21 protein-coding genes and 2 tRNA genes are annotated in these 20785 nt (G+C 40.6%); 13 read left to right on the forward strand and 10 right to left on the reverse strand.

The features are described from left to right. Positions 1–48 precede the first annotated feature (48 nt). The 4 genes from LV85_RS13880 to LV85_RS13895 all read right to left on the reverse strand — a co-directional run bounded on the left by LV85_RS13880 (position 49) and on the right by LV85_RS13895 (position 4166). On the reverse strand, positions 49–1983 hold the full coding sequence (locus LV85_RS13880) for a ComEC/Rec2 family competence protein (protein WP_111320432.1): 1935 nt from the start codon (positions 1981–1983) through the stop codon (positions 49–51). 179 nt (positions 1984–2162) lie between these two features. Beyond that, the gene (locus tag LV85_RS13885; protein WP_111320434.1) at positions 2163–2738 is read right to left on the reverse strand and encodes a DUF3575 domain-containing protein; all 576 of its coding nucleotides are present in this window, start codon (positions 2736–2738) and stop codon (positions 2163–2165) included. A 35-nt stretch (positions 2739–2773) separates the two neighbouring features. After that, positions 2774–3208: a GNAT family N-acetyltransferase gene (locus tag LV85_RS13890; RefSeq protein ID WP_111320436.1), complete on the reverse strand. Its 435-nt coding sequence runs from the start codon at positions 3206–3208 to the stop codon at positions 2774–2776. Next, the gene (locus LV85_RS13895) at positions 3177–4166 is read right to left on the reverse strand and encodes a PhoH family protein (RefSeq protein WP_111320438.1); all 990 of its coding nucleotides are present in this window, start codon (positions 4164–4166) and stop codon (positions 3177–3179) included. The genes LV85_RS13890 and LV85_RS13895 overlap by 32 nt, the downstream gene beginning before the upstream one ends. A gap of 107 nt (positions 4167–4273) precedes the next feature. On the opposite strand from LV85_RS13895, the gene LV85_RS13900 reads away from it, so the two are divergent. The 5 genes from LV85_RS13900 (at position 4274) to LV85_RS22075 (ending at position 6079) form a co-directional block, all read left to right on the forward strand. Then, complete coding sequence (locus LV85_RS13900; RefSeq protein ID WP_111320440.1) at positions 4274–5044, forward strand: SAM hydrolase/SAM-dependent halogenase family protein; 771 nt, start codon at positions 4274–4276, stop codon at positions 5042–5044. Then, positions 5044–5343, forward strand: a complete 300-nt coding sequence (locus LV85_RS13905) for a putative quinol monooxygenase (protein ID WP_111320442.1) — start codon at positions 5044–5046, stop codon at positions 5341–5343. Before LV85_RS13900 ends, LV85_RS13905 begins: the two co-directional genes overlap by 1 nt. An 89-nt stretch (positions 5344–5432) precedes the next feature. Beyond that, a tRNA-Leu gene (locus LV85_RS13910) sits at positions 5433–5514 on the forward strand. Positions 5515–5698: 184 nt separating this feature from the next. Beyond that, positions 5699–5944, forward strand: a complete 246-nt coding sequence (locus LV85_RS13915; RefSeq protein WP_111320444.1) for a GIY-YIG nuclease family protein — start codon at positions 5699–5701, stop codon at positions 5942–5944. A 31-nt stretch (positions 5945–5975) separates the two neighbouring features. Further along, a tRNA-Leu gene (locus tag LV85_RS22075) sits at positions 5976–6079 on the forward strand. 435 nt (positions 6080–6514) lie between these two features. On the opposite strand, the gene LV85_RS13920 is transcribed toward LV85_RS22075, so the two are convergent. After that, positions 6515–6973 (reverse strand): hypothetical protein, encoded by a 459-nt coding sequence (locus LV85_RS13920; RefSeq protein WP_111320446.1) that lies wholly within the window; start codon positions 6971–6973, stop codon positions 6515–6517. Between the two features lie 514 nt (positions 6974–7487). Here LV85_RS13920 and LV85_RS22530 point away from each other — a divergent pair. Next, the gene (locus LV85_RS22530; RefSeq protein WP_317046446.1) at positions 7488–7619 is read left to right on the forward strand and encodes a Txe/YoeB family addiction module toxin; all 132 of its coding nucleotides are present in this window, start codon (positions 7488–7490) and stop codon (positions 7617–7619) included. A gap of 106 nt (positions 7620–7725) precedes the next feature. Here the strand turns inward: LV85_RS22530 and LV85_RS13930 are convergent, their stop codons facing one another. From LV85_RS13930 to LV85_RS13945, 4 genes are read right to left on the reverse strand one after another with little or no spacing between them, the layout of a single operon-like run. Further along, entirely contained in the window at positions 7726–8058 is a 333-nt protein-coding gene (locus LV85_RS13930; protein ID WP_111320448.1) for a HepT-like ribonuclease domain-containing protein, read from the reverse strand. Next, complete coding sequence (locus LV85_RS13935) at positions 8027–8362, reverse strand: nucleotidyltransferase family protein (protein ID WP_111320450.1); 336 nt, start codon at positions 8360–8362, stop codon at positions 8027–8029. Before LV85_RS13935 ends, LV85_RS13930 begins: the two co-directional genes overlap by 32 nt. Before the next feature lie 53 nt (positions 8363–8415). Next, entirely contained in the window at positions 8416–10938 is a 2523-nt protein-coding gene (locus LV85_RS13940; protein WP_111320452.1) for an ABC transporter permease, read from the reverse strand. After that, positions 10931–11608 (reverse strand): ABC transporter ATP-binding protein, encoded by a 678-nt coding sequence (locus LV85_RS13945; RefSeq protein WP_111320454.1) that lies wholly within the window; start codon positions 11606–11608, stop codon positions 10931–10933. Before LV85_RS13945 ends, LV85_RS13940 begins: the two co-directional genes overlap by 8 nt. A gap of 206 nt (positions 11609–11814) precedes the next feature. Between LV85_RS13945 and LV85_RS13950 the strand changes: the two genes are divergently transcribed. The 7 genes from LV85_RS13950 (at position 11815) to LV85_RS13980 (ending at position 19633) form a co-directional block, all read left to right on the forward strand. Then, on the forward strand, positions 11815–12507 hold the full coding sequence (locus LV85_RS13950) for an arylesterase (RefSeq protein ID WP_111320456.1): 693 nt from the start codon (positions 11815–11817) through the stop codon (positions 12505–12507). 165 nt (positions 12508–12672) lie between these two features. Beyond that, positions 12673–13863, forward strand: a complete 1191-nt coding sequence (locus LV85_RS13955; protein WP_111320458.1) for a hypothetical protein — start codon at positions 12673–12675, stop codon at positions 13861–13863. Continuing rightward, positions 13860–15053, forward strand: a complete 1194-nt coding sequence (locus tag LV85_RS13960; RefSeq protein ID WP_111320460.1) for a hypothetical protein — start codon at positions 13860–13862, stop codon at positions 15051–15053. The genes LV85_RS13955 and LV85_RS13960 overlap by 4 nt, the downstream gene beginning before the upstream one ends. Then, complete coding sequence (locus LV85_RS13965) at positions 15050–16192, forward strand: hypothetical protein (protein ID WP_111320462.1); 1143 nt, start codon at positions 15050–15052, stop codon at positions 16190–16192. The genes LV85_RS13960 and LV85_RS13965 overlap by 4 nt, the downstream gene beginning before the upstream one ends. After that, on the forward strand, positions 16189–17325 hold the full coding sequence (locus tag LV85_RS13970; RefSeq protein ID WP_111320464.1) for a hypothetical protein: 1137 nt from the start codon (positions 16189–16191) through the stop codon (positions 17323–17325). The genes LV85_RS13965 and LV85_RS13970 overlap by 4 nt, the downstream gene beginning before the upstream one ends. Beyond that, positions 17322–18461, forward strand: a complete 1140-nt coding sequence (locus LV85_RS13975) for a hypothetical protein (protein ID WP_111320466.1) — start codon at positions 17322–17324, stop codon at positions 18459–18461. Before LV85_RS13970 ends, LV85_RS13975 begins: the two co-directional genes overlap by 4 nt. Then, positions 18458–19633 carry a hypothetical protein gene (locus LV85_RS13980; RefSeq protein ID WP_111320468.1) on the forward strand — a complete coding sequence of 392 codons (1176 nt, stop codon included), beginning with the start codon at positions 18458–18460 and terminating at the stop codon, positions 19631–19633. The genes LV85_RS13975 and LV85_RS13980 overlap by 4 nt, the downstream gene beginning before the upstream one ends. 59 nt (positions 19634–19692) lie before the next feature. On the opposite strand, the gene LV85_RS13985 is transcribed toward LV85_RS13980, so the two are convergent. After that, positions 19693–20283: a porin family protein gene (locus tag LV85_RS13985; protein WP_111320470.1), complete on the reverse strand. Its 591-nt coding sequence runs from the start codon at positions 20281–20283 to the stop codon at positions 19693–19695. Positions 20284–20785: the final 502 nt, after the last annotated feature.

Consider the following 20785-nt stretch of genomic DNA (forward strand, 5'->3'; position numbering starts at 1 on the left):
GGGTTTGGGATCAAGTTAGTTTCAATAGCAGGCTTTGCAAAATCAAAGTCAGAAAAGTATTCGGTATGCTATAGAATCAATGGCTATAGAATCGATTACTGGTAACTCAACCCAGTCGCTTTCAGACCAATAATGAATTGATTTTGGACTAGCAGAAAACTTCAGTTTCTTATTCGCTGGATTAAAAGCAAAATCAGCACCCACAAACTCTAATTCTCCAGAATCATGCTGAAGACCCGTAAGAGATTCGGGAAATTGTGACCAATGATTTTGAAGACGATTGGGATATATGGAATAACTGATCTCCCCAGGCTCAAGACCCAAGTTCCAAGAGTACAATACCCCTGAACTTGAAAAGTCAAAGAGTTGAGATTTCTTCCCCTGATATACAATTAGTTCTTTGGAAGGAATCTGGTATTCTTTATAAAGCTGAAATCCAGCCCAGCAAAATACGAGACTCAAGGCCAACCAGCTCAGCTTTCTTTTGGAGCCAAATTCCCAAGAAGCAGCGATCAGAAGCATTCCCCAGACGAAAATCATCCCAGAGAAATCCATGGTCAACCGATCCAGCTTGCCACCAGGGATCAATTGTATAGCCTCAGCTATCCAGTTTTGAAGCCAAATCAACCAACTCAAAACCCAACCTAAAGCATCACTAACAATAGGAATCCATCCTAAAATCATCAGAGGAACACCTACTTGCATAATCAAAAATGCCAAAGGAATAATCAATAAATTCCCCAGTAAAAAGTATGTTGGGAAGATATGGAAATAATACAAGGACAAGGGAAAAGTAACCAGCTGAGCGGCTATACTCACAGAAGTCAATTGCCAGATATATTCTAGAATTTTATACCTCGGCAACCAGCAATTCAAAATCAGTGGCTGGATCATCACTATCCCTAATACTGCCAAATAGGATAGTTGAAAACCCACTTCGTATATCAGGTCTGGATTTATGGTAATCATCAGGATCGCTGAAAAAGCCAAAATGTTATAGATCGAGGGACGCCTCTCTCGCATCTGACCAAGCGTGAGCAAAGAGAACATCGTGGCCGCCCGAACTACGGATGGAGCAAGGCCAGTCAAAAGAGCATATAGCCATATTACTAAAATCACGAACAAAAGGTAAAGTCGCGCTTTCTCTTTTTTCAACTTGAGTGGCTTCAAGATCAGGATAAAAAAAGCATAGATGATCCCTACATGTAGACCAGAAACTGCCAAAATATGCATTACTCCAGCCTGAGCATAGGCTTCTCGGATGCTCGGATCGAGGGCTTTCTTTTGACCCAACAGCAAGGCTAAAGCAATTTGAGCAGACTTTTCGTTAGGGATTTTTGATTTGATCATCTCAGCTATTCTATGCCTCAGGTGTACCAAAAAGTAATCAAAACGGCTTCCTCCCTCTGAATCAATCACCTGAAAATCCTTACCTAGAAACTGGCGATATTGAATACCCTGCCTCTCCAAATACTGCATATAGTCGAATTCATAGGGATTAAGCGGACTAGCTATTGTCTCCGGCTTCTTCTTCACCAATACTACTTCACCTGGCTTGAGTGCTTGTGCACTTTGATGGTAAACTAAGACTTTACCATACGCATCAGACCAGACTCCCTCGATCAGGGCAGATTTCACCTCCAATAAGTTTTCGAAAGAATTCGGCTTCTGCTGATCGTACATCGTCACTTCTGCCAGATAATTATCAGCATGCAGCAAATCTGTCCTGAAATCTCTATGACGCTCCTTATTCTGAACCAGTAGCGCACCAAATACAAACAAGGCTAAATACGCAAGTGAATTCGGCGGAATCGGAGACTTTTGTTTTCTGTGACTTGAAATCAAAAGCAAATAGCACAGCCAAATGACAGCAAGAATTATTGCGAGAGTCAGCAAGTCAGGAGACCAGCTAGACTGACCACAAAAAATGCCCATCAAAATAAATGGCAAATACCGTAAAAATGGAAAGTCAGCAAATCTCATCTTCAAAAAATTATAGACTTAATTTACTTGATTTTATTATAAAATGCAGGTTTTGTACCCTGCAGGTGATTTTAAAGAAGACAACACCTGTAAATCAAAGTGGCTAAATACTGCTTTTTACATCAAAAAAAAAGAGCCCAAAATAGGGCTCTCTGTCATGTATTAGGCTTATATGAGTACTAGAATCTATAGCCTAGGTTAAATCCTGCATTCAACTCAACTGAGCTGAAACGATCTGAAACATCTTCAGAGAAGTTTCTAGAAACACTGGCAAATGGACCAAAAGCAAAGTTTTTGGACAATTCCCACTTATAGCCTGCCCCAGCTCCTAATATGAAAGCTGTCATATCAGTAGTCACTATATCGCTATTATCACCTGGCTCTTCGAAGTCTCCAAATCTAATTTTAGCTAAAGGGAATACGTAGAATCTGCCTTTGGAACCATCCCCAAAGTAAAAATTCATAGATGCTTGCAATGAGTTAGTCTTATACTTTTTCCCATTCTTTTCATTATTAAATCCAAATCTATCATTGATTAGACCTTTGAATTCTAATGAATAATCATCGCCTAAATATCGCTCATATCCCACTTCAAGGGATCCGAACCAGATCAAAGTGACGAAATTGACATGAATTTCATTGGAGAAACCTCCTTGATGTGGAGTTGACCCGCTACTGCTCGAGATCACATCTTGTGCATATCCAGTACCTACTAAGGCTAGAAGTAACGTAAGGGTAAAAATTGATTTTTTCATCTGTATATAATTAGTTGACAAATATGTCGCAATACTTAAGCCAATTGCATTTTGTAGTGCATGATATTACACTCTTCAAATATATCTCCTACTTTTTCAAATCCAAACTTTAAATAAAGCGGTACTGCTGATAATTGGGAATGCAGGTATATCACTTTTCCATTTGCCTTAGCATTAGACTTAATATCCTTCAGTACTTCTACGACCAAAGCTTGACCTACACCCTTCCCTCGGGCTTCCTCCAACACGGCAAAACGCTCTAATTTCACGCCTTTCGGAGTTAGTCTCCAACGTGCCGCTCCCGCCGGTTTATCGTCCAAACAAGCCAAGAAATGTACTGACTGACTCTCAAACTCATCGTACTCTGACTTCGGATCCACCTTCTGCTCTAGTACAAACACCTGCTCTCTTATCCAGAAAGCAGACTTCAATTGATCATCACGAGTTATTTTTTCTACTTGCAGACTCATCCCTTTGTTGTTCTTTTTGATACTGGTCTTTTTCGTAAGCTTCGATGATAGACTTTACCAGTTTATGCCTGATTACATCTTTCCCGCTAAGTTTCACCACCCCAATTCCTTTCACACCAGTGAGAATCTTCAGCGCCTCGGACAATCCACTTTTTTGTCTCACAGGTAAATCCACCTGAGTTTGATCACCGGTGATAATCACCTTAGAGTTTGGCCCCATTCGAGTCAAGAACATCTTGATCTGCTCATTAGTCGTGTTCTGCGCTTCATCCAGCAGCACAAAGGCATCGTGTAGCGTTCTTCCTCGCATATAGGCTAAAGGAGCTATTTCTATTACACGGGTTTCCTGATAATATTTTAGCTTTTCTGGTGGCACCATATCCTGAAGTGCATCGTAAATCGGCCTCAGGTATGGATCCAGCTTTTCCTGCAGATCGCCTGGCAAAAAGCCAAGATTTTCTCCAGCTTCTACAGCTGGTCTGGTGATTATGATGCGCTTGACTTCTCTATTTTTTAAAGCACGCACTGCCAAGGCGACGGCTATATAGGTTTTACCGGTACCGGCGGGTCCTAAAGCAAAGACCAAATCATTGTTCATGGCAGATTCAACGAGCTTTCTCTGATTAGCGGACTTAGGCTTGATGACTAATCCTTTGTTGCCAAAGACAATTACTTGATCCCGATTGGCTTCTTCGAATGGCACTCCTTCGACCTCAAGATAATCTTTGACGTTCTCTGGTGTGATATGACCAAATCGATCCACATGCTCCAATAAAAGATTCAGAACATCGTTTATCCTCAGAATTTCAGGTGCTCCACCTTGAATTCTGATTTCATTACCTCGGGAAATAATTTTACTTTGGGGAAAGGCAGCGGCAATTTGCCGGATATTCTCATTGGCTTCGCCTAAAAACTCAGCCAAGGGGACATTTTCTAAGGTGATTACTTTTTCGACCAAACTATTTCTTCTGATTAGATTTTCATTGAAGGTAAACGAATAAAATTTCTATTTTTGTTCGCAGCCCTCCTAAACAAAAGTACAAAAATTTTAATTGACTTGCTTCTATGGCATTGGTGACATTCCTTTCAGATTTTGGGGACAAAGATTACTACGTACCGGCAGTAAAAGCTAAAATGCTTGCCGTAAATCCGCAATTGAACATCATCGATATTTCTCATAATATCGACACATTTGATATTGCCCATGCTGCATTTGTGCTGCGCTCTACTTTTCGGGATTTTCCAAAAGGTACCGTGCATCTAGTTTCCATGAACACTACAGGCAGCATCACTCATGGCTATATCGGCGTAAAGCTGGAGGAACATATTTTTATCGGGCCAAATAATGGGATTTTAAGCTTGCTGGCAGATCATGAACCAGGCATCTTGGTGCAGTTTGCTGATATACATTTAAAAGACTCTACATTCCCCGCCAAAGATATTTTGGCTCCAATTGCCGCAAAAGTAGCCTCAGGAGCTGCTATTCATGATTTTGGAGGACCTCTGACAAACTTCCGCAAACTCATGTCCCGCCATCCCAAAGCTACCAGAGAGAATATCATCGGGCATGTGCTACGCGTGGACCGCTATGGTAATCTGATCACCAATATCAACAAGGAAGTTTTCAACAAATTGAATCCGGGCAAATTCACCATAGAATTCGGCAGAGAGTCTTTGGGCAAACTGTATAAAGGTTATGATCAGGTAGAGCCTGGAGATTGCTTTGCTTTCTTCAATAGCTTGGACTTACTGGAAATCGGAATTAATCATGGTCACGGAGGAGATTTGCTTGGTCTGAAATACGATAGTGTCATCTATATCACCTTCCATTCCTGATGCTGATCCGAATAGTCCGCATGACTTTCCAGCCCGAAAAGGTTAATGATTTCTTAGAAAATTTCAATACCCACAAGAAATCCATTCGAAATTCACCTGGATGTCATCACTTGGAACTGTGCCAGGATGAAAATGATAAAAATATTTTCCTGACTCACAGCCATTGGGAAAGCGAAGAGTACCTGAACCAATACCGTGACTCTGAGCTTTTTAAAAGCGTTTGGACCTTTACCAAAGCCCTATTTGCAGAGAAGCCTATAGCTTTCAGTTCAAAAAAACTGGAAGAAGTAGAAAAATGAGTTTGTAGAAAAAAGAATCTTTACTCATATTTGCATCCCGTTACGCAAGTGACGGAGCCAAGTCAGGTGTAAGACCAGACTTACCGAATGCCCAGATGGCGGAATCGGTAGACGCGTTGGTCTCAAACACCAATGCCGCAAGGCGTGCCGGTTCGACTCCGGCTCTGGGTACTAAAGCTCCTTCGAAAGTTGGAGCTTTTTTTTTGAAAAAATTTACTCAATCCTGAATCAAAGGAGGAGAAGTTTATCCCGATGACGCACAGCGGATATCGGGAAATCCGGCTCGGGGTACAAAAGCTCGCTGAAAAGCGGGCTTTTTCTTTTTATATTAGGCTTGGTTTTAGCGCATGTATATATGAATCCTGCTTTTTTCGTCTACGCTATCAAAAGCATTAATCGCAACTACATCTATGTAGGCCTTACAGACAATCCTGAACGAAGACTGGAACAGCACAATAAAGGCTTCAACAAGACCACCAAACCTTATGCTCCTTTTTCCAGAATTTATCTTGAAGAAGTTGGAACCAGAGAAAAGGCTAGAATGCGTGAAAAATATTTGAAAAGTGGGACGGGAAAAGAATTCCTTAGATCATTGATTTAGGAACTTCTCCTAATATATAGGAAATTCAAATGCCCAGATGGCGGAATCGGTAGACCTGCCTTTGCCGGCAGGCAGGCGCGTTGGTCTCAAACACCAATGCCGCAAGGCGTGCCGGTTCGACTCCGGCTCTGGGTACGAAAAGCTTTTTCTGAAAAGAAGGAGCTTTTTTTTATGTCAAAATTTACTCATTCCTGAATCAAAGGAGGAGAAGTTTATTCCGATGATGCACAGCGGATATCGGGAACTCCGGCTCTGGGTACGAAAGCTCCTTCGAAAGTTGGAGCTTTTTTAGATGGCAAGCTGGTGAAAATTTACTGATTAGATTAAAATTGATTATCCATTTGTCTTTAACAGGTAAAGAAGCGAAGACTAAGAATTCTCAAAGAAGCTTCTTCCTAAAGTAAAAAAACACGACAAGGAAACTAAGGCACCAAAGCTAAGATCGTGGAATCAAAACCTCCTAAAACTTTCAAATTGCATACAAATCAGTCTGAAACCATGCAATCTGAAAGTTTGACTTTCATATTGCATGGTTTTATCAATTATAAGCAAGGAGACGAGTTGCATTAATTAAGGATTATAAAACTCACTTTTCAAGCAAGGACAATATTCCCCCAATTCACATCCTTCTGGATTCCCAGTACAAAAGTCAAAGCAATAATATCCATGTTTGAAAATCATGACAGGTCCTACCAAAATCCCCATAAGTAATTCATACCGGCGTAGCTGAGGAAGATCATCTGGGAATGCCACTTCCAAATTCCACGATTTCATCATTGCAACAAAAGCCGTTGTCACCTGAGCCAATTGAGCTTCAGAAAGTTGATCTTTTGGAGGAAAACTTTCCCGCTTTAGGCCACAATAGCCTTCAAATCCAAAGCGTTTCTCCTGACTGACAAACTTTTCAGATTCTTTGAGTGCCTCTTCCAAATCTTCTTCTTGAGAATTCTTAGGGGACTTCGAAAAATAATCCTCTGGGCGATGTGCCGCCATGATATCTTCCACCAAATAATCAATGTATGCCTGCATATCAAGTTCAATTTAAGTGTTTAAAAACCATTTGACACCTGAAAATAATCAAACACTCTCACAAATTCTAAGTCCGAAAACGCAAACAACTTGTACAACATACTGTACAACTTATTGCATTTACAAAAAGCTTGAAAACCATGGAAATCACTACCTACTCTAAGTTTCGCGAGAACATGAAGTCATATTTAGTCGATGTGGTCAATGATCAAAGAGCACTACTACGTCGGTGAGGACGTGGTAGTCCTATCCAAATCTGACTTTGAAAGTATGTAGGAAACCTACTACTTAATGAGCAGCCCTAAAAATGCTGAACGATTGTTGCACGCAATTGACGAGGCGAATAAGGGATTAGGTGTTAAAAGGGATCTGATTGAACTCTAGGTCATTTCGCCATGAATACTATTTTTTTATCGAAAGGATGGGAAGACTATCAATATTGGATTGACGCATTAAGCTTTTCAGGAAAATCAACAAACTAATAAAAGAATGTCAGCGTACTCCATTCGAGGGCATTGGCAAGCCAGAGCCTCTTAAAAACGAATTATCAGGCTGGTGTTCTAGAAGAATTGACCGAGAACATAGGCTTGTTTATCGAGTTAAAAATGGGACGTTAGAGATCGCTCAGTGCAGACATCATTATTAGGCCACTGCTTATTCCGACTATTAATATTTCTGAATAATCACTGTAGATATCAAAAATGCGTTCACAAAAATCAATCCTCGAACCTGCATTTCAGACAGTTATTCTATTACTTCATTTTCTTGTTAACCTCTTCCTTCAGTGGATGTAAATGCCTGGTAATAATAGACCAAATAATAGCATCATCTACGTTGTCATACGAATGGATTATTCTATTTCTTAAACTGATTATTTGAGAAGCTTTTTCGAGACTGTTTCCTGTTGATTCTTTCAGGAATTTATTAACGGCTTCTCCAATAATGCCTAAATGTCTCTCAACCGCTCCTTTTGTCTTTAAATCCTTTTGGTATTCACCAAAGGTCTTTATGTCAATTGTAAAATCTCCAATTAGCTCAATTGAGTTGGATATGTCAGACAAAAACTTTTTCTCCTTCTCCGTCATAAATCAACTTTTTGGTCCGATTAATATTCGACTTAAGATAAGGATTACGAATTGAGTCATCAGTCAATAAGTCAACCTTTCTATTGAAAAGAACTTCCAAGCTATCCCAGAGTGAAAGTAAAGCCTCGCCTCTATCTGCAGGATCGTCTATACCAATCTTAACGACCAAGTCAATATCACTGGAATTCGGATCAAAGTGATCAGTAATAGATGAGCCAAATGCATAGATTTTTTCAACCTTATGTGACTGACATAAGCTAATAAAATCAGTGTACTTATCTTTTATCAAGCTACTTAGATCCATTACCAAATATACTCAATTTCAAATGCTAACATAAAAACACATATCTCCCCCTATCAAGTCCCCCTCAAGATCTCCATTGGAGGCTGATTGATGATCTTACGACCATTGAGCCATCCCAGCACTATCGTCAGCGCCGTGATCACCAAATAAAGCATCAAAGCCTCTGCCCATGCTCCACGGAACGGTAGGTTAAACACAAACTCACTCAGTAGCCAAGTCGCTCCGAAAGACAAGATAATCCCTGACAGCGACGCTAAACTCCCCAAGAAGAAGTATTCCAAAGTATTGATCTTGCTGACAATTGCTGAGCTCGCACCAAGTGTACGAAGCAAGATACTCTCTCGCATCCGCTGATACTTGCTGATGATAAGCGAACTGATCAGCACCAGTATCCCTGTAGCTATACTGAAAAATGCCATAAACTGGATCACAAAGCTGATTTTCCCCAGAATCTCTTCCAGCGTTGCCACGATAGTGCCCAGGTTGATAATGGAAATATTCGGAAACTCACGAACAATCTCAGCTTGCACATCTGCAGCCTGTCGGTCATTGGTGGTTTTGGTAACCAGCACATGGAACTTAGGAGCTTGATCCAAAACACCTTCTGGAAAAAGCACCAAGAAATTGGTGGAAACCTGATTGAATTTCACATCCCGGAAACTTCCGATATATGCTGTAATAGGCCTGCCTTGCACATTGAACTCAATCTCATCTCCGATTTTGAGGCCATTGCCTGTACCAAAGCCTTTTTCGAAGGAAACGAAAACACTATCTCCTCTAGCCCCCATAGGGATCAATTCTCCCTCAGTAAGTGTCTCCGAAGAAATAAGTGTATCCCGATAAGTCACACGAAACTCGCGATTATATAGCCTGCGAGAGAAGTTCTCCTCGTCTGACAAGTCCTCATTCTCCTTCTTATCTATGCCATTGATTTCATTGAGCTGCATAGTCACAATAGGAACTTCTTGCATGACAGGCAGATCTCTGGATTCGATTTTAGCTTTGACATCAGCCAACTGAGCCGTTTGAATATCAAACATCAGCATATTCGGCTGATCTTCTTTATCCGCAAATTTGGCTTCTTCCAGCAATTGATTTTGCAAGAAAAAGAGTGTGGAAATCATAGCCGTACCCAAACCGATAGTCGCTATCAAGGACACCGTCTGGTTATTTGGCCTATACAAATTAGCCAAGGATTGTCTTAAGGTGTAGGTAAAGGATATCGGAAGAAACTTTCTAACAGTCCAGATGATCGCTTGCGCCACTGCCCAAAGAATCCCAAAGGCAAAAACCACAAATCCTGTAAAGCCAAAGGCAAAATCAGCACGTCCTAATAAATAGTAACTAAAGCCCCAGATAAATGCGAGTATCCCCAAGATCACCAACCAACGCAAAGGATCTTTCAACAAGGTGGAATCTCCCGTCTCTGGTCTTAGCGTTGCCATAGGAGACACATTTCTCACTTTCAATAAAGGCAAAAGTGCAAACAAGATCGAAACGAAAATCCCGGTAACCACTCCAAAACCTACCGAAAGCCATGAGATCCCGAAGGAAACTTCCACCGGAAGAAAATCTGCAAATACTGCAGGCAACACAAACTGAAGCAAAGTTCCCAAAAAGGATCCAAGAACAGCCCCAACCAATCCCATGATCATAATTTCAAAAAGATAAATCAGCAAGACATCTCTGGATGAAACGCCAAGGCATCGCAATACTGCCACTGAAGACAATTTCTCTTTTACAAAGACATTCACCGCGCTGGCTACTCCCACACAACCAAGTAATAGGGCTATGAAAGCAACCAAACTCAGGAAGTTTGACATGTTGGCAAAAGAACGTCCAGTGGACCGCTTTCTGTCCTCCACGGTGTCTGCATCGACGCGATCCTCTTCCCATTGCTCATCGTATGGCTTGATCAGCTCATCCACATCCGTACCCTCAGCAAACTGAAAATACCGGCTGTAATTTACTCGGCTACCGTATTGCACCAAGCCTGTTTCCTCCAAGTAATCCATCGGAATATAAACAGCCGGTGCAACTGATGCAGTTATCCCTGTCTGTCCAGGCACACTTTGTAATTCCCCAACTACAGTAAAAAGCACCTCTCCTACTTTGATCTGATCACCCACCTCAGCGTTAAACTGAGCCATTAATGTCTTTTCTACCAAAGCTTTTTTTCCACCAGAGCGAAAATCATCATCCCCTGAAACCGGGATTGTTTCGAAAAAACCATAGAATGGAAATGCACCTTCCAGAGCACGAACTTGAGTCAACCGACTTGCTCCAGTCTCAGGGAATGCTACCATACTCGCAAAATTGACTTCGGAAGCCATTTGCGTAGCGGCACTATCAATCGCCTGCTCACCTATTTCTTTACTGTTTTCCAGAACCAAATCAGCACCTAAGAGTTCCTTGGCCTGATTATCAATATCTGCGGTGAGGTTTTCTCCAAAGGAACTGATCGCCACCAAAGCAGCAATGCCCACCACGATCGATGAAACAAAGAGTAAAAGTCTCGAGATGTTCTTTCTGAAATCCCGAAAAGCCATCTTAATAATCCATCCGAAATCAGGCATTTTCACCCTCCTGTATTTTTCCGCCCTTAATATGAATGATGCGCTGGGTTTTGGCTGCTAACTCCAAATCGTGCGTAACCAAAACCAGTGTAGTTCCCTCTTCCTTATTCAAGTCAAAAATCAATTTCTCAATCATTTCACCTGTTTCTGTATCCAGATTTCCAGTTGGTTCATCAGCGAAAAGAATTTTGGGCTCATTGGCAAAAGCTCTTGCGATAGAAACACGCTGCTGTTCTCCGCCAGAAAGCTGTGTAGGGTAATGCGTTCCACGATCACCCAAACCTACCTTATTGAGCAATTCCTGCGCTTTTTGACGCGCGTCTTTTCTCTTCTTCAGCTCCAGAGGAACCATCACATTCTCCAATGCTGTCAAAGTAGGCAGGAGTTGAAAATTCTGAAAAATAAAGCCTACACTTTGGTTTCTAACTGCTGCACGTTGATCCTCAGAAAGCTTCTCCAGGGAATTTCCATCCAGAATGACACTTCCTGTGGAGCCAGAATCTAGCCCCGCACAAAGCCCGAGTAAAGTGGTCTTTCCACTACCCGATGGGCCTACTATGGAGATGATCTCGCCTGCTTTGATGTCAAATGTAACCTCGTCTAGGACAGTCAGTTTTCTGCTGCCACTTTTATAAACCTTGCTCAGGTTGGATACCGATAAAATATTCATGTGTTGTACTTGGGTGGGAAAAGGGTTTAGTAACTGCTTAACGGCAAACCCTCGCGATTGTTGGTGGAAGATAGTAATCCCTCCACAAACCAGCAAACCGCATAGATAAAGACGGAATAATACAGCCATTTTCACAACCTTTACTGAACCTTTTGCCCAAAAATCCATTTGGGTATATAGTTTTACATTTCACAATTCCGATTTCTATGCAATTCAATTTAAGTCGATTATTCTTCTTCTCAACGATTCTGTTTCTTGGACTGGCTGTAGCCTCTTGCTCAGAGGAAAAAGCTGAAACTACCCAAACAGAAACCATCAGCGAAAAAGCTACAGAGACGAAATCTGATCAGAAAATCATCCTATTTTTCGGCAATAGTTTGACTGCTGCCTATGGAATCGATCAGGAAGATGGTTTTGCTGGGCTGACGCAAAAGCGAATCGATAGTCTTGGTATGGATTACAAAGTAATTAACGGAGGGCTTTCTGGAGAAACTACCGCTGGCGGATTGAGCAGATTGGATTGGTTTCTGGAGGACAAACCGGATGTTTTCGTCCTCGAGCTTGGTGGAAATGACGGACTTCGCGGAATCAAACTCACCGAAACAAAAAGCAACCTGCTGAAAATCATTGATAAAGTCAGATCAAAATTTCCTGACACTAAAATCATTTTGGCGGGTATGCAGATCCCCCCAAATATGGGACAGGAATATGCAGGTGAATTTACAGCCATGTATCCTGCTGTGGCAGAAGAAAAAGACGTATTACTAATTCCTTTTCTACTGGAAAATGTAGGCGGAATCCCAGAATTAAACCTCCCTGACGGTATACATCCTACCGAAGAAGGTCATCAGATCGTATTCAATACTATTTGGCCTTATATCAAAAGTACGATTGAATAATTCAGCACTAGCCTGTGGATAGCAAAGTAAAAAACATCAGCTAAAGTGAGTAGACCTCAACTTTAACAACAAATAACATAAAACTCAGTCATGCAGGCTGAGTTTTTTTTGGTCTAAAAAGTTTACCTATTATCTTAATAGCATCTCTATTTACCTTACAATCACATGAATACTATCTCTAAGACTTTCCTTTCCATTTCTCTAATCACAGTCATTTCTTGCTCTGAAAACAAAAAACAGGAAATCTCATCAGATGTAGAATACAGTCTGGAAATTATAGACTCCCTGGATTTGCAGATGCTGGGAGACCCTTTGATTACATCGGTGAGTGAATCAGGTGAATCATTCCTGTTCTACGATTTTGCCTCGACAGACATTGTGCTGACAGACAGTGATGGCAACATCCAAAGTCAGTTCAATAAATCTGAGGACACTCCGGATTCCTACGAGTTTATGGTGGAAGCGCCTGGCTTTGTAGACGAGGACAAAATCGCTGTTGTTGGAATGGCAGGGATTTTCCTTTACGATAAAGAAGGAAATATGATCAAAAAAATCGATCATCCTGAGACCCTTGGCGGAGGAGGTTTTATGGCTTTCCCCGGCAAGTCTGTAGAAACAGCCAAACTGAATGGACAAACTTACTTGGTAACTCGGTCTGTACGTACGAGAGACACCTACCCAGGAGAGCAGAAATATTACGATACCTATAAGCATTTGGAACTGGTGGATATAGCGCAGGAAAGCTCTATAGAAATCGTGCCTTTCGAGCAGAATAGTCGCTTTCTGGATGGGATGGGCTATTACGAAAGTGATTTTTGGCCAGCCGTGGAAACAAAAGACAACAAGCTTTATGTCAGTTTGGCAGGGGAGCCTACCCTCTACCGCTACAGCCTGAGCCCCGAAGGAGCGAGTTTAGACACGGTGATTCAGCTTACTATTCCTGGATTTGCGGGCATAGAAGGCACACCTAGAGCAGAGTTTGCAGAAGGAACTGTGATGCTCAACGGGAGTACTTCCTCCATTCAAAACATACATATCCTAGGCGATAAGCTTATTGTCAATTATTATGGAGGAATCTCTGCTGAAAACAATGCCGAACTATCGAAGCTTTATGCAGCCAACAAAATGGAAGAAGCAGATGAATTGTATTTCAAGTTGGATAGCCAAGTATCAAGAGGCGTATTGGTTTTTGACCTAAAAAGCATGGCTCTACTGGGAAATTTGCCACTTCCTAGCAATGCTAATCTAGAATCCTTTGCTTCCGGGGGCGGGTATTTATGGATGCAGAAAAATCGAAGTGATGAAGTAGAAGAGGATTTCTTGAGAGTTTATAAAGTGAAATTAACTGAGAAATGAAATATAGATACTTCTTAACCCTATGGGCATTTGCCAGTTTTTTTTCATGCTCATCTTCCGATAAAGTTGAACAAGACATTGATACCACGCTGTCTTACGAATGGCAATTAGTAGATTCTCTGGACTTGGAAATTCTTGGAAACCCTATGCTTACAGATGTCAATTCAGAAGGGTCCAAGTTGATGTTTTTTGACTCCCCCAGCAAAGAAATCATTACAACTGATGACCAAGGAGAGATAATCCACGCTTTTTCCAAAGAAGAGGACACTCCAGATGCCTATGGCTTCAAACTAGAATCCCCAGGATTTTATGGTGAAAATCAAATAACTGTCTATGGCATGAATGGCTTGTTTATTTATGATTTGGATGGGACTATGCAACATAAAATCTCTCATCCTGAGTCATTAGGTGGCGCAAGCTCGATGAACTTTATTGGGAAATCCACCGAAACAGTAAAGTTTGGAAACCAGGTATACCTTCTTCCAAAATCTGTCCGTCCACGCAATTCCTTCCCTGGGCAACAGGAATTCTATGACAGCTATCGAGCAGTGGAACTGGTGGATGTTCAAGCAGAATACATGACCGAAATGATTCCATTCGAAACAGGAAGTCACTTTCTAAATGGCAAAGGTTATATCGAGAGCGATTACAGTGCTGCCTACGAAGCCAAAGATGGAAAACTTTATTTTGTACACGGCGGAGATCCACAACTCTATGTGTACACTCTCTCTCCAGAGGAAGCAAAGCTTGATACTGTGATTCAGTTGGACATCCCCGGATTTATAATACCGGAAGGAAAAGATCGAGCCGAATTCCAGGAAGGACATGTAGAAATTAGAGGTGGCTCTGCGTCAATTAGAAATATTCACATCTTGGACAATCTGCTTTTACTGAATTATTATTCTGGCAGGGATCCTCAACAATCTAAAGAAGCCGAAGCTTTATGGCTAGCGGGCAAAGAAGATGAGGCAAGAGCTCTTTATCAAAAAATTGAGGAAGAGACCCCGAAAGGCAATTTAATCTATAACTTGACTGACCTAAGTTATTTGGGAAACGTCTCAGTTCCCGACAAAACCGGAGGAAGAACCTATGCCAGTGGAGGTGGATATGCATGGTTTCAAAAACTTCCCGATCCTGATGTAGAGGAAGATTTTTTAAGAATATATAAAATGAAACTAGCCTCAAAATGAAATTCAGATACATTTTAACCACCCTACTAAGCTCCTATTTCTTTTCCTGCGCTTCACCCAATAAAACGGAGGAGCTATCCACTCCTCAGGCTTCCAATGAATGGGAATTGCAAATCGTAGATTCTATTCAGGTAGATTATTTGGGTACGGTGGATGGAGCGGATTTCAAAAATAATGTTGGGGTTATATTCAACTTCAAAGAAAACAAACTGATCAAATTTGATGACTCAGGAAAAATTCTTAACGAACAATCCTATCCCAAGGAAGGACCGGGAAAAGTTCAGTATCCAACCCAAATCAAGATCCTTCAAGAAGGAGATATTTTGGCTGCAAGTTTCATGGGATGGCTCTATGAAATTAACTCTGACCTAAGCTTCAAAAAAGAGATTAAACTTGAATTCCCCACCGAAGCCAAAGATGGAGGAGGATTATTGAAAAACTTAGACGTTTGGAATGGGAAAATCATTTCTTATTACCCTGGCCGTGATGGAGCCAACCCATATGATCCACATTTTTTTAGAGACCATTTCTTACTTGAAAAAATCGACGCAGAATCTGAGACCTCCGAGCCGATCATCAGGATACCAAAATCCTCCCGTTATTCCACAGATAAATATTACGAACGTCCATTTCTCAATTTTGTGATTTTGGAAAACCACCTCTATCTAGCTTTAGACAATGAGCCATTGGTTCATGTGTATGATCTTTCTCAAAACAATGAATATTTACATACATATAACTTTGAGCCAACAAAATTTCTAGATAATGGTGAGCACTCCAAACCCTATGAATACATTTCTTTTAGTAAAATGAGAGATGCTAATATCCAACAATTTTTTCCTACCAAACAGGGGATTTTTGTGCTCTATACAGAAGGTATTTCTGAAGAAATCTACCAACAATATGAATTAAAAGAGCCTAAAAACTTTCCTCTTCACAAGGACCATCAAAGACAGATTATAAAAATTATAAATGCTGACTCCACACTTTCCAATGAAATCAATCTCTCCTACAGAATTGGAAGAATCCTAAACATAGAATCTCTTGACAAACCCTTTTACGCTTTGAGAGATGATGACTACATCGGTGAGGAGCAGGATTATTTGACTTTTTATAAACTTCGATTAGTTCAAAAATGAAATATATACTTTTACTAGCGCTTGCTGCAATTACATTATACTCTGCCTGCTCAGCACCGAAAAGTAACCCGGAGAACCAATCCATAAACTCCAATGAATGGGAGCTTCAGATCGTAGACTCTATTCAGGTGGACTATCTAGCAGATATTCGAGAAGGCATTTTTAACGATGGAGTAGGAATCATCAAGGACATCATGAGCACAACCTTGGTGAAGTTTGATTCGACTGGTAATATTTTAGCTAAAAAAACTTATCCTAAAGAAGGCCCAGGAACAGTGATGTGGTTATCAACTTTACATCGACACAATGAGGTTATTTATGGATCCTCTTCATTCAACAATATATATAAATTTGATTCTGACCTCAATTCGATAGGAAGTCTTGAGATGCCATTTCCCGGTGAAGCAAGAGGTGGAGCATATAATAGAAGAAATATAGTAGTATGGAATAATAAAATACTCTTGTGGTACCCGGGACGTGACGGGATCAGCCCATACATTGACCATTTCTACCGAGATTATCCCCTATTAGAATTGTATGACCTCAAAACCAATACTTCAAAAGCTGTAGTCCGTACTCCTCCTACATCCAAATACAATACAGATGACTTTTTTAACCGCCCGTATTTAAATTTTGTCATTGAAAATGACAGTCTGTACCTGACTTTCACCAATGAGCCCCAGGTACATATATACGCGATGGGAGATAGCATTCAGTGGATCCGAAGTATGGATTTCATACCAGAGGATTTTAAGCTTATCCCAGGCCAAAAATCACCAGTTACTTATTCACAATCCATGCAAATGAATGAGGCGAGAATATATGGGATTTACTCAGACCCAAACCATATTATGATAACCTACAATGGAGGGATCGATGGTAACACATTTGTTAATAATGAATTAAAGGAGAAAGAAAATTTCTATCGTTATCCAGAATTCAGGAAAGACTACCTCAAAATATATCAGTATGGGTTCGGCTGGTCAAATGAAATGATTATCCCTTCAAAAGTGAAGTTAATACTCAATATAGAATCAGTAGACAAACCTTTCTACGCCCTCCGAAACGATGAATACATCGGCGAAGAACAAGATTATCTTACTTTTTATAAACTACAATTGGTACAAAAATGAAAAAGAACTATCTACTATTTTCATGCTCAATCCTGCTAGCTTTTTCCTGCTCTGCACCGAAAAACAACGAGGAAAATCAATCCTTAAACTCCATCGTATGGGAACTTCAGATTCTAGACTCTATTCAGGTGGATTATTTGGGAAATATATCCACTGGAGATTTTAGTGAAGGAATAGGCTTGATCTATGACTACACTGCCAATACCATAGTCAAAATCGATTATGACGGGAAAGTGCTCACTACCCAAACTTTCCCTAAAGACGGCCCAAACTCAATTTCTTTTATTTCCACTATCAAAATTGATCCCGAAGGCAATCCTTTAATCAGTAACCACCATGGTCCTTTTTACAAATTAAACGGGGATCTTACGATTCAAAGAGAAATCGAAATGCCTTTCACATCCCCACCGATGGGAGGGTTGATGGATGATAAATCATTGGAATTCTGGCAGGAAAATATACTTCTCTACTATACAGGAAGAGATGATGTGGGACCTTTTACTGAAAATTATTTAAAAGAATATTTTTTACTCGAAAAGCTAAACCCTACTACAGGAGAAAGCAGCCCATTAATCAGAACGCCCGAAACTTCAAAATTCAGTACTGGCAAGTTTTATGAAAGACCATCAATTTCATTTACCATATCTGAAAATGATCTATTGCTCTACTTCAACAACGAACCCAAAATCCACAGATTTAACCTGCTTGATTCGGGGAGCTTTATAGAAACCATAGATCTTAAGCCCACGAAATTTATCGAAGCTCCTGAATTGAAGGACAAATACGAAAACTACAACTACGAAAAACTGGTGGAAGGCAATGTTTTTGGGGTTTTTGCAGAGGAGAATCAATTTGTAGTGCACTATTCCGAAGGAATCTCAGAAGAGATTTATAGCACCCAAGAATTTGACTTCCCTAAGGACTTTCCAAAATTGATTGACCTAAACCAATCTTATCTCAAAGTTTATAACTCAGAAAAAGGATGGTCAAACGAGATTCCAATTCCTAAAAAAGTTTATAAGATCTTTGCAATGGAAGGTCTTAACCAGCCCTTTTTCGCGCTTAGAAATGATGAATACTTGGGCGAAGAGCAGGATTACTTGACTTTTTATAAACTACAATTGGTACAGAAATGAAAAACCTCTACTACTTATACCTCCTCCCTTTTACACTCAGCATTTTTGCCTGCTCAGGCGAAAAAGAACAAACAGCATCATCCACTCCACTTTCAGAACAAGCGCTAGAATTTGAAATATATGATTCCCTAATAGTGGATTATCTAGGAAATCTCACGCTGATGGACATTAGTCCAGATGGGAAATCCAATTTGCTAATAGACGAAAACACGGACTCTATTATAGTAGCAAATGATAAGGGAGAACAGCTTTATCAGTACAAACTGAGGGGTGAAGGCCCGAACCAATATCAGGCGAATCGATACGGAAAAAGCAAGTTTCTAACCAATAATGAGTTTCTAATCCCTACTACTGGTGGCGTCTATAAGTATGATTTGGAAGGCAAATTGCAGAAAAAATACGAACCTGATTTTTCTGCTATGGCACAAATCATTATTGGTGGTGCCGATAATTTATTTATCAAAGGTGATCAACTTTACCTTAATCTACCTGGACGTGGCAGAGATGAATTTGGCAGTCAGGGAATTGATTATCAAAAAAAATCCAAGCATATAGAGATTCTAGACCTGCAGTCTGAGACCTATACGGCGGCTGTTCCATTTCCTGCCAGTTCCAAGTTTAGTAGTGAAGAAAATGCCTATAAATTCTTTTCTTTCTATCCCGCGATTTCTCTCGGAAAGGATAGTCTATATATAGCTTATAGACATGAACCTAAGATTTTTGCGTATCCACTCTCAGACCTGAATTCTTTAGGTTCTACCAAGTTCATTCCCTTCCCCGCTTTTGTTGAAAATGAGCCTAAAGGCAAGGAGGTCAATAATAACATAGTAATAAGTGAACTCTATGCTGGCACGATCAATAAAATCATTGCGATGGAAGATGGCCTGTTTATAGTGGATTATCTTGCTGGATTGACGAGTGAGGAGTATGAGGAAGCAGTGGCCAAAGCTGATGGAGATATGGACAAACAATGGGAGGTATTGGGAGAAAGTAACCAAGGAGGCATGGTCATTTTCAACGGCACAGAAATCAGTTCTCCCATCCAAAAACCTGAAATCCTGGGCAACTTAAACAAATACATCTCTAAGGATGAAATCTGGTTTTCACTTAATTTCTCTGAAGCCGAAAATGACTATTCGGTGATTTACAAGACACGATTAATCTCCAAATGAGCCAAAAAAAATACCGATTGATAATTTTCAATCGGTATTTTTGTTCCGGTTTCAAGCGACTAGAAAAGTTTAAATCCTACCGATAATATCCACTGATTTACTCGATGATCAGTCTCGAACCCTCCTATCTTACCAGATATATTCCCTAGAGAACTTTCATATTTGGCATCTACGATCAGATTCCCGATATCCAAGCCCAAACCAGCCTGATAGCCTATAGTCGTCTTTTTGTAATCCACATCTTGCACCGTATCTACAGCATCTTTCAGCTTTGAATCGATGTTAACACTAGCGATAGGGCCAGCTTGAATTCTAAGGAGCTTAAAGAATTTTAACCCAACCATCACAGGGATATCAAGTCTATTGAAGTTGGATTTATATTCCTTATCGCCAGAGACACCATCATTGAAGGAGAACTCCCCTTTAGTCTGGGCATACAGGAGCTCAGGCTGAAGATAAAGGGGACCCAAGCCTACTCTGGCAAACAAGCCCACATGGTATCCGAATTTGGCATCACCAGACTTGAAGTCCTCAGATTTTAGATCAAGTTTAGTTTGGCTGAGCCCTACTTTAGGGCCGAAAGAAAAGCCCTGAGAATAGCCTGTCAGCGCAAATGCCAACAAAGCCAGAGAAAGAATTAATTTTTTCATGATATAGTATTTATTGGTTTAGTAAGCTTAGTAACGATGGATTTTAAGAAAAATTAGCAATTCCCTTGCCAAGAAGGAAGATTAGATGGAAGGATTGATGTGAAAAGTGATCAGTGATCAGAGTTCAGTCCCAGTCTCAGTCTCAGTAATCAGCACGCGATCTGCTGGCCTTTCCTATATAGATGGGGTGAACGCTGAGGTCTAAGTGGACTAAATCCAGCTTCAGGAGAAGTAGGAAAACATGATATAGGTAAGTAGTTGGATATGGAAAGTAATCAGTGATCAGGGTTCAGTCCCAGTGATCAGTCTCAGTAATCAGCATGCATTCCGCTGGTCTTTTCTATATAGATGGGGAGAACGCTGAGGTCTAAGTGGACTAAATCCAGCTTCAGGAGGAGCAGGATAACATGATATAGGTAAGTAGTTGGATGTGAAAAGTGATCAATGATCAGGGTTCAGTCCCAGTGATCAGTCGACAAACTCCAGTACTAAATGAACATTC

It is taken from the genome of Algoriphagus chordae, assembly GCF_003254055.1.
Classification (GTDB): Bacteria; Bacteroidota; Bacteroidia; order Cytophagales; family Cyclobacteriaceae; genus Algoriphagus; species Algoriphagus chordae.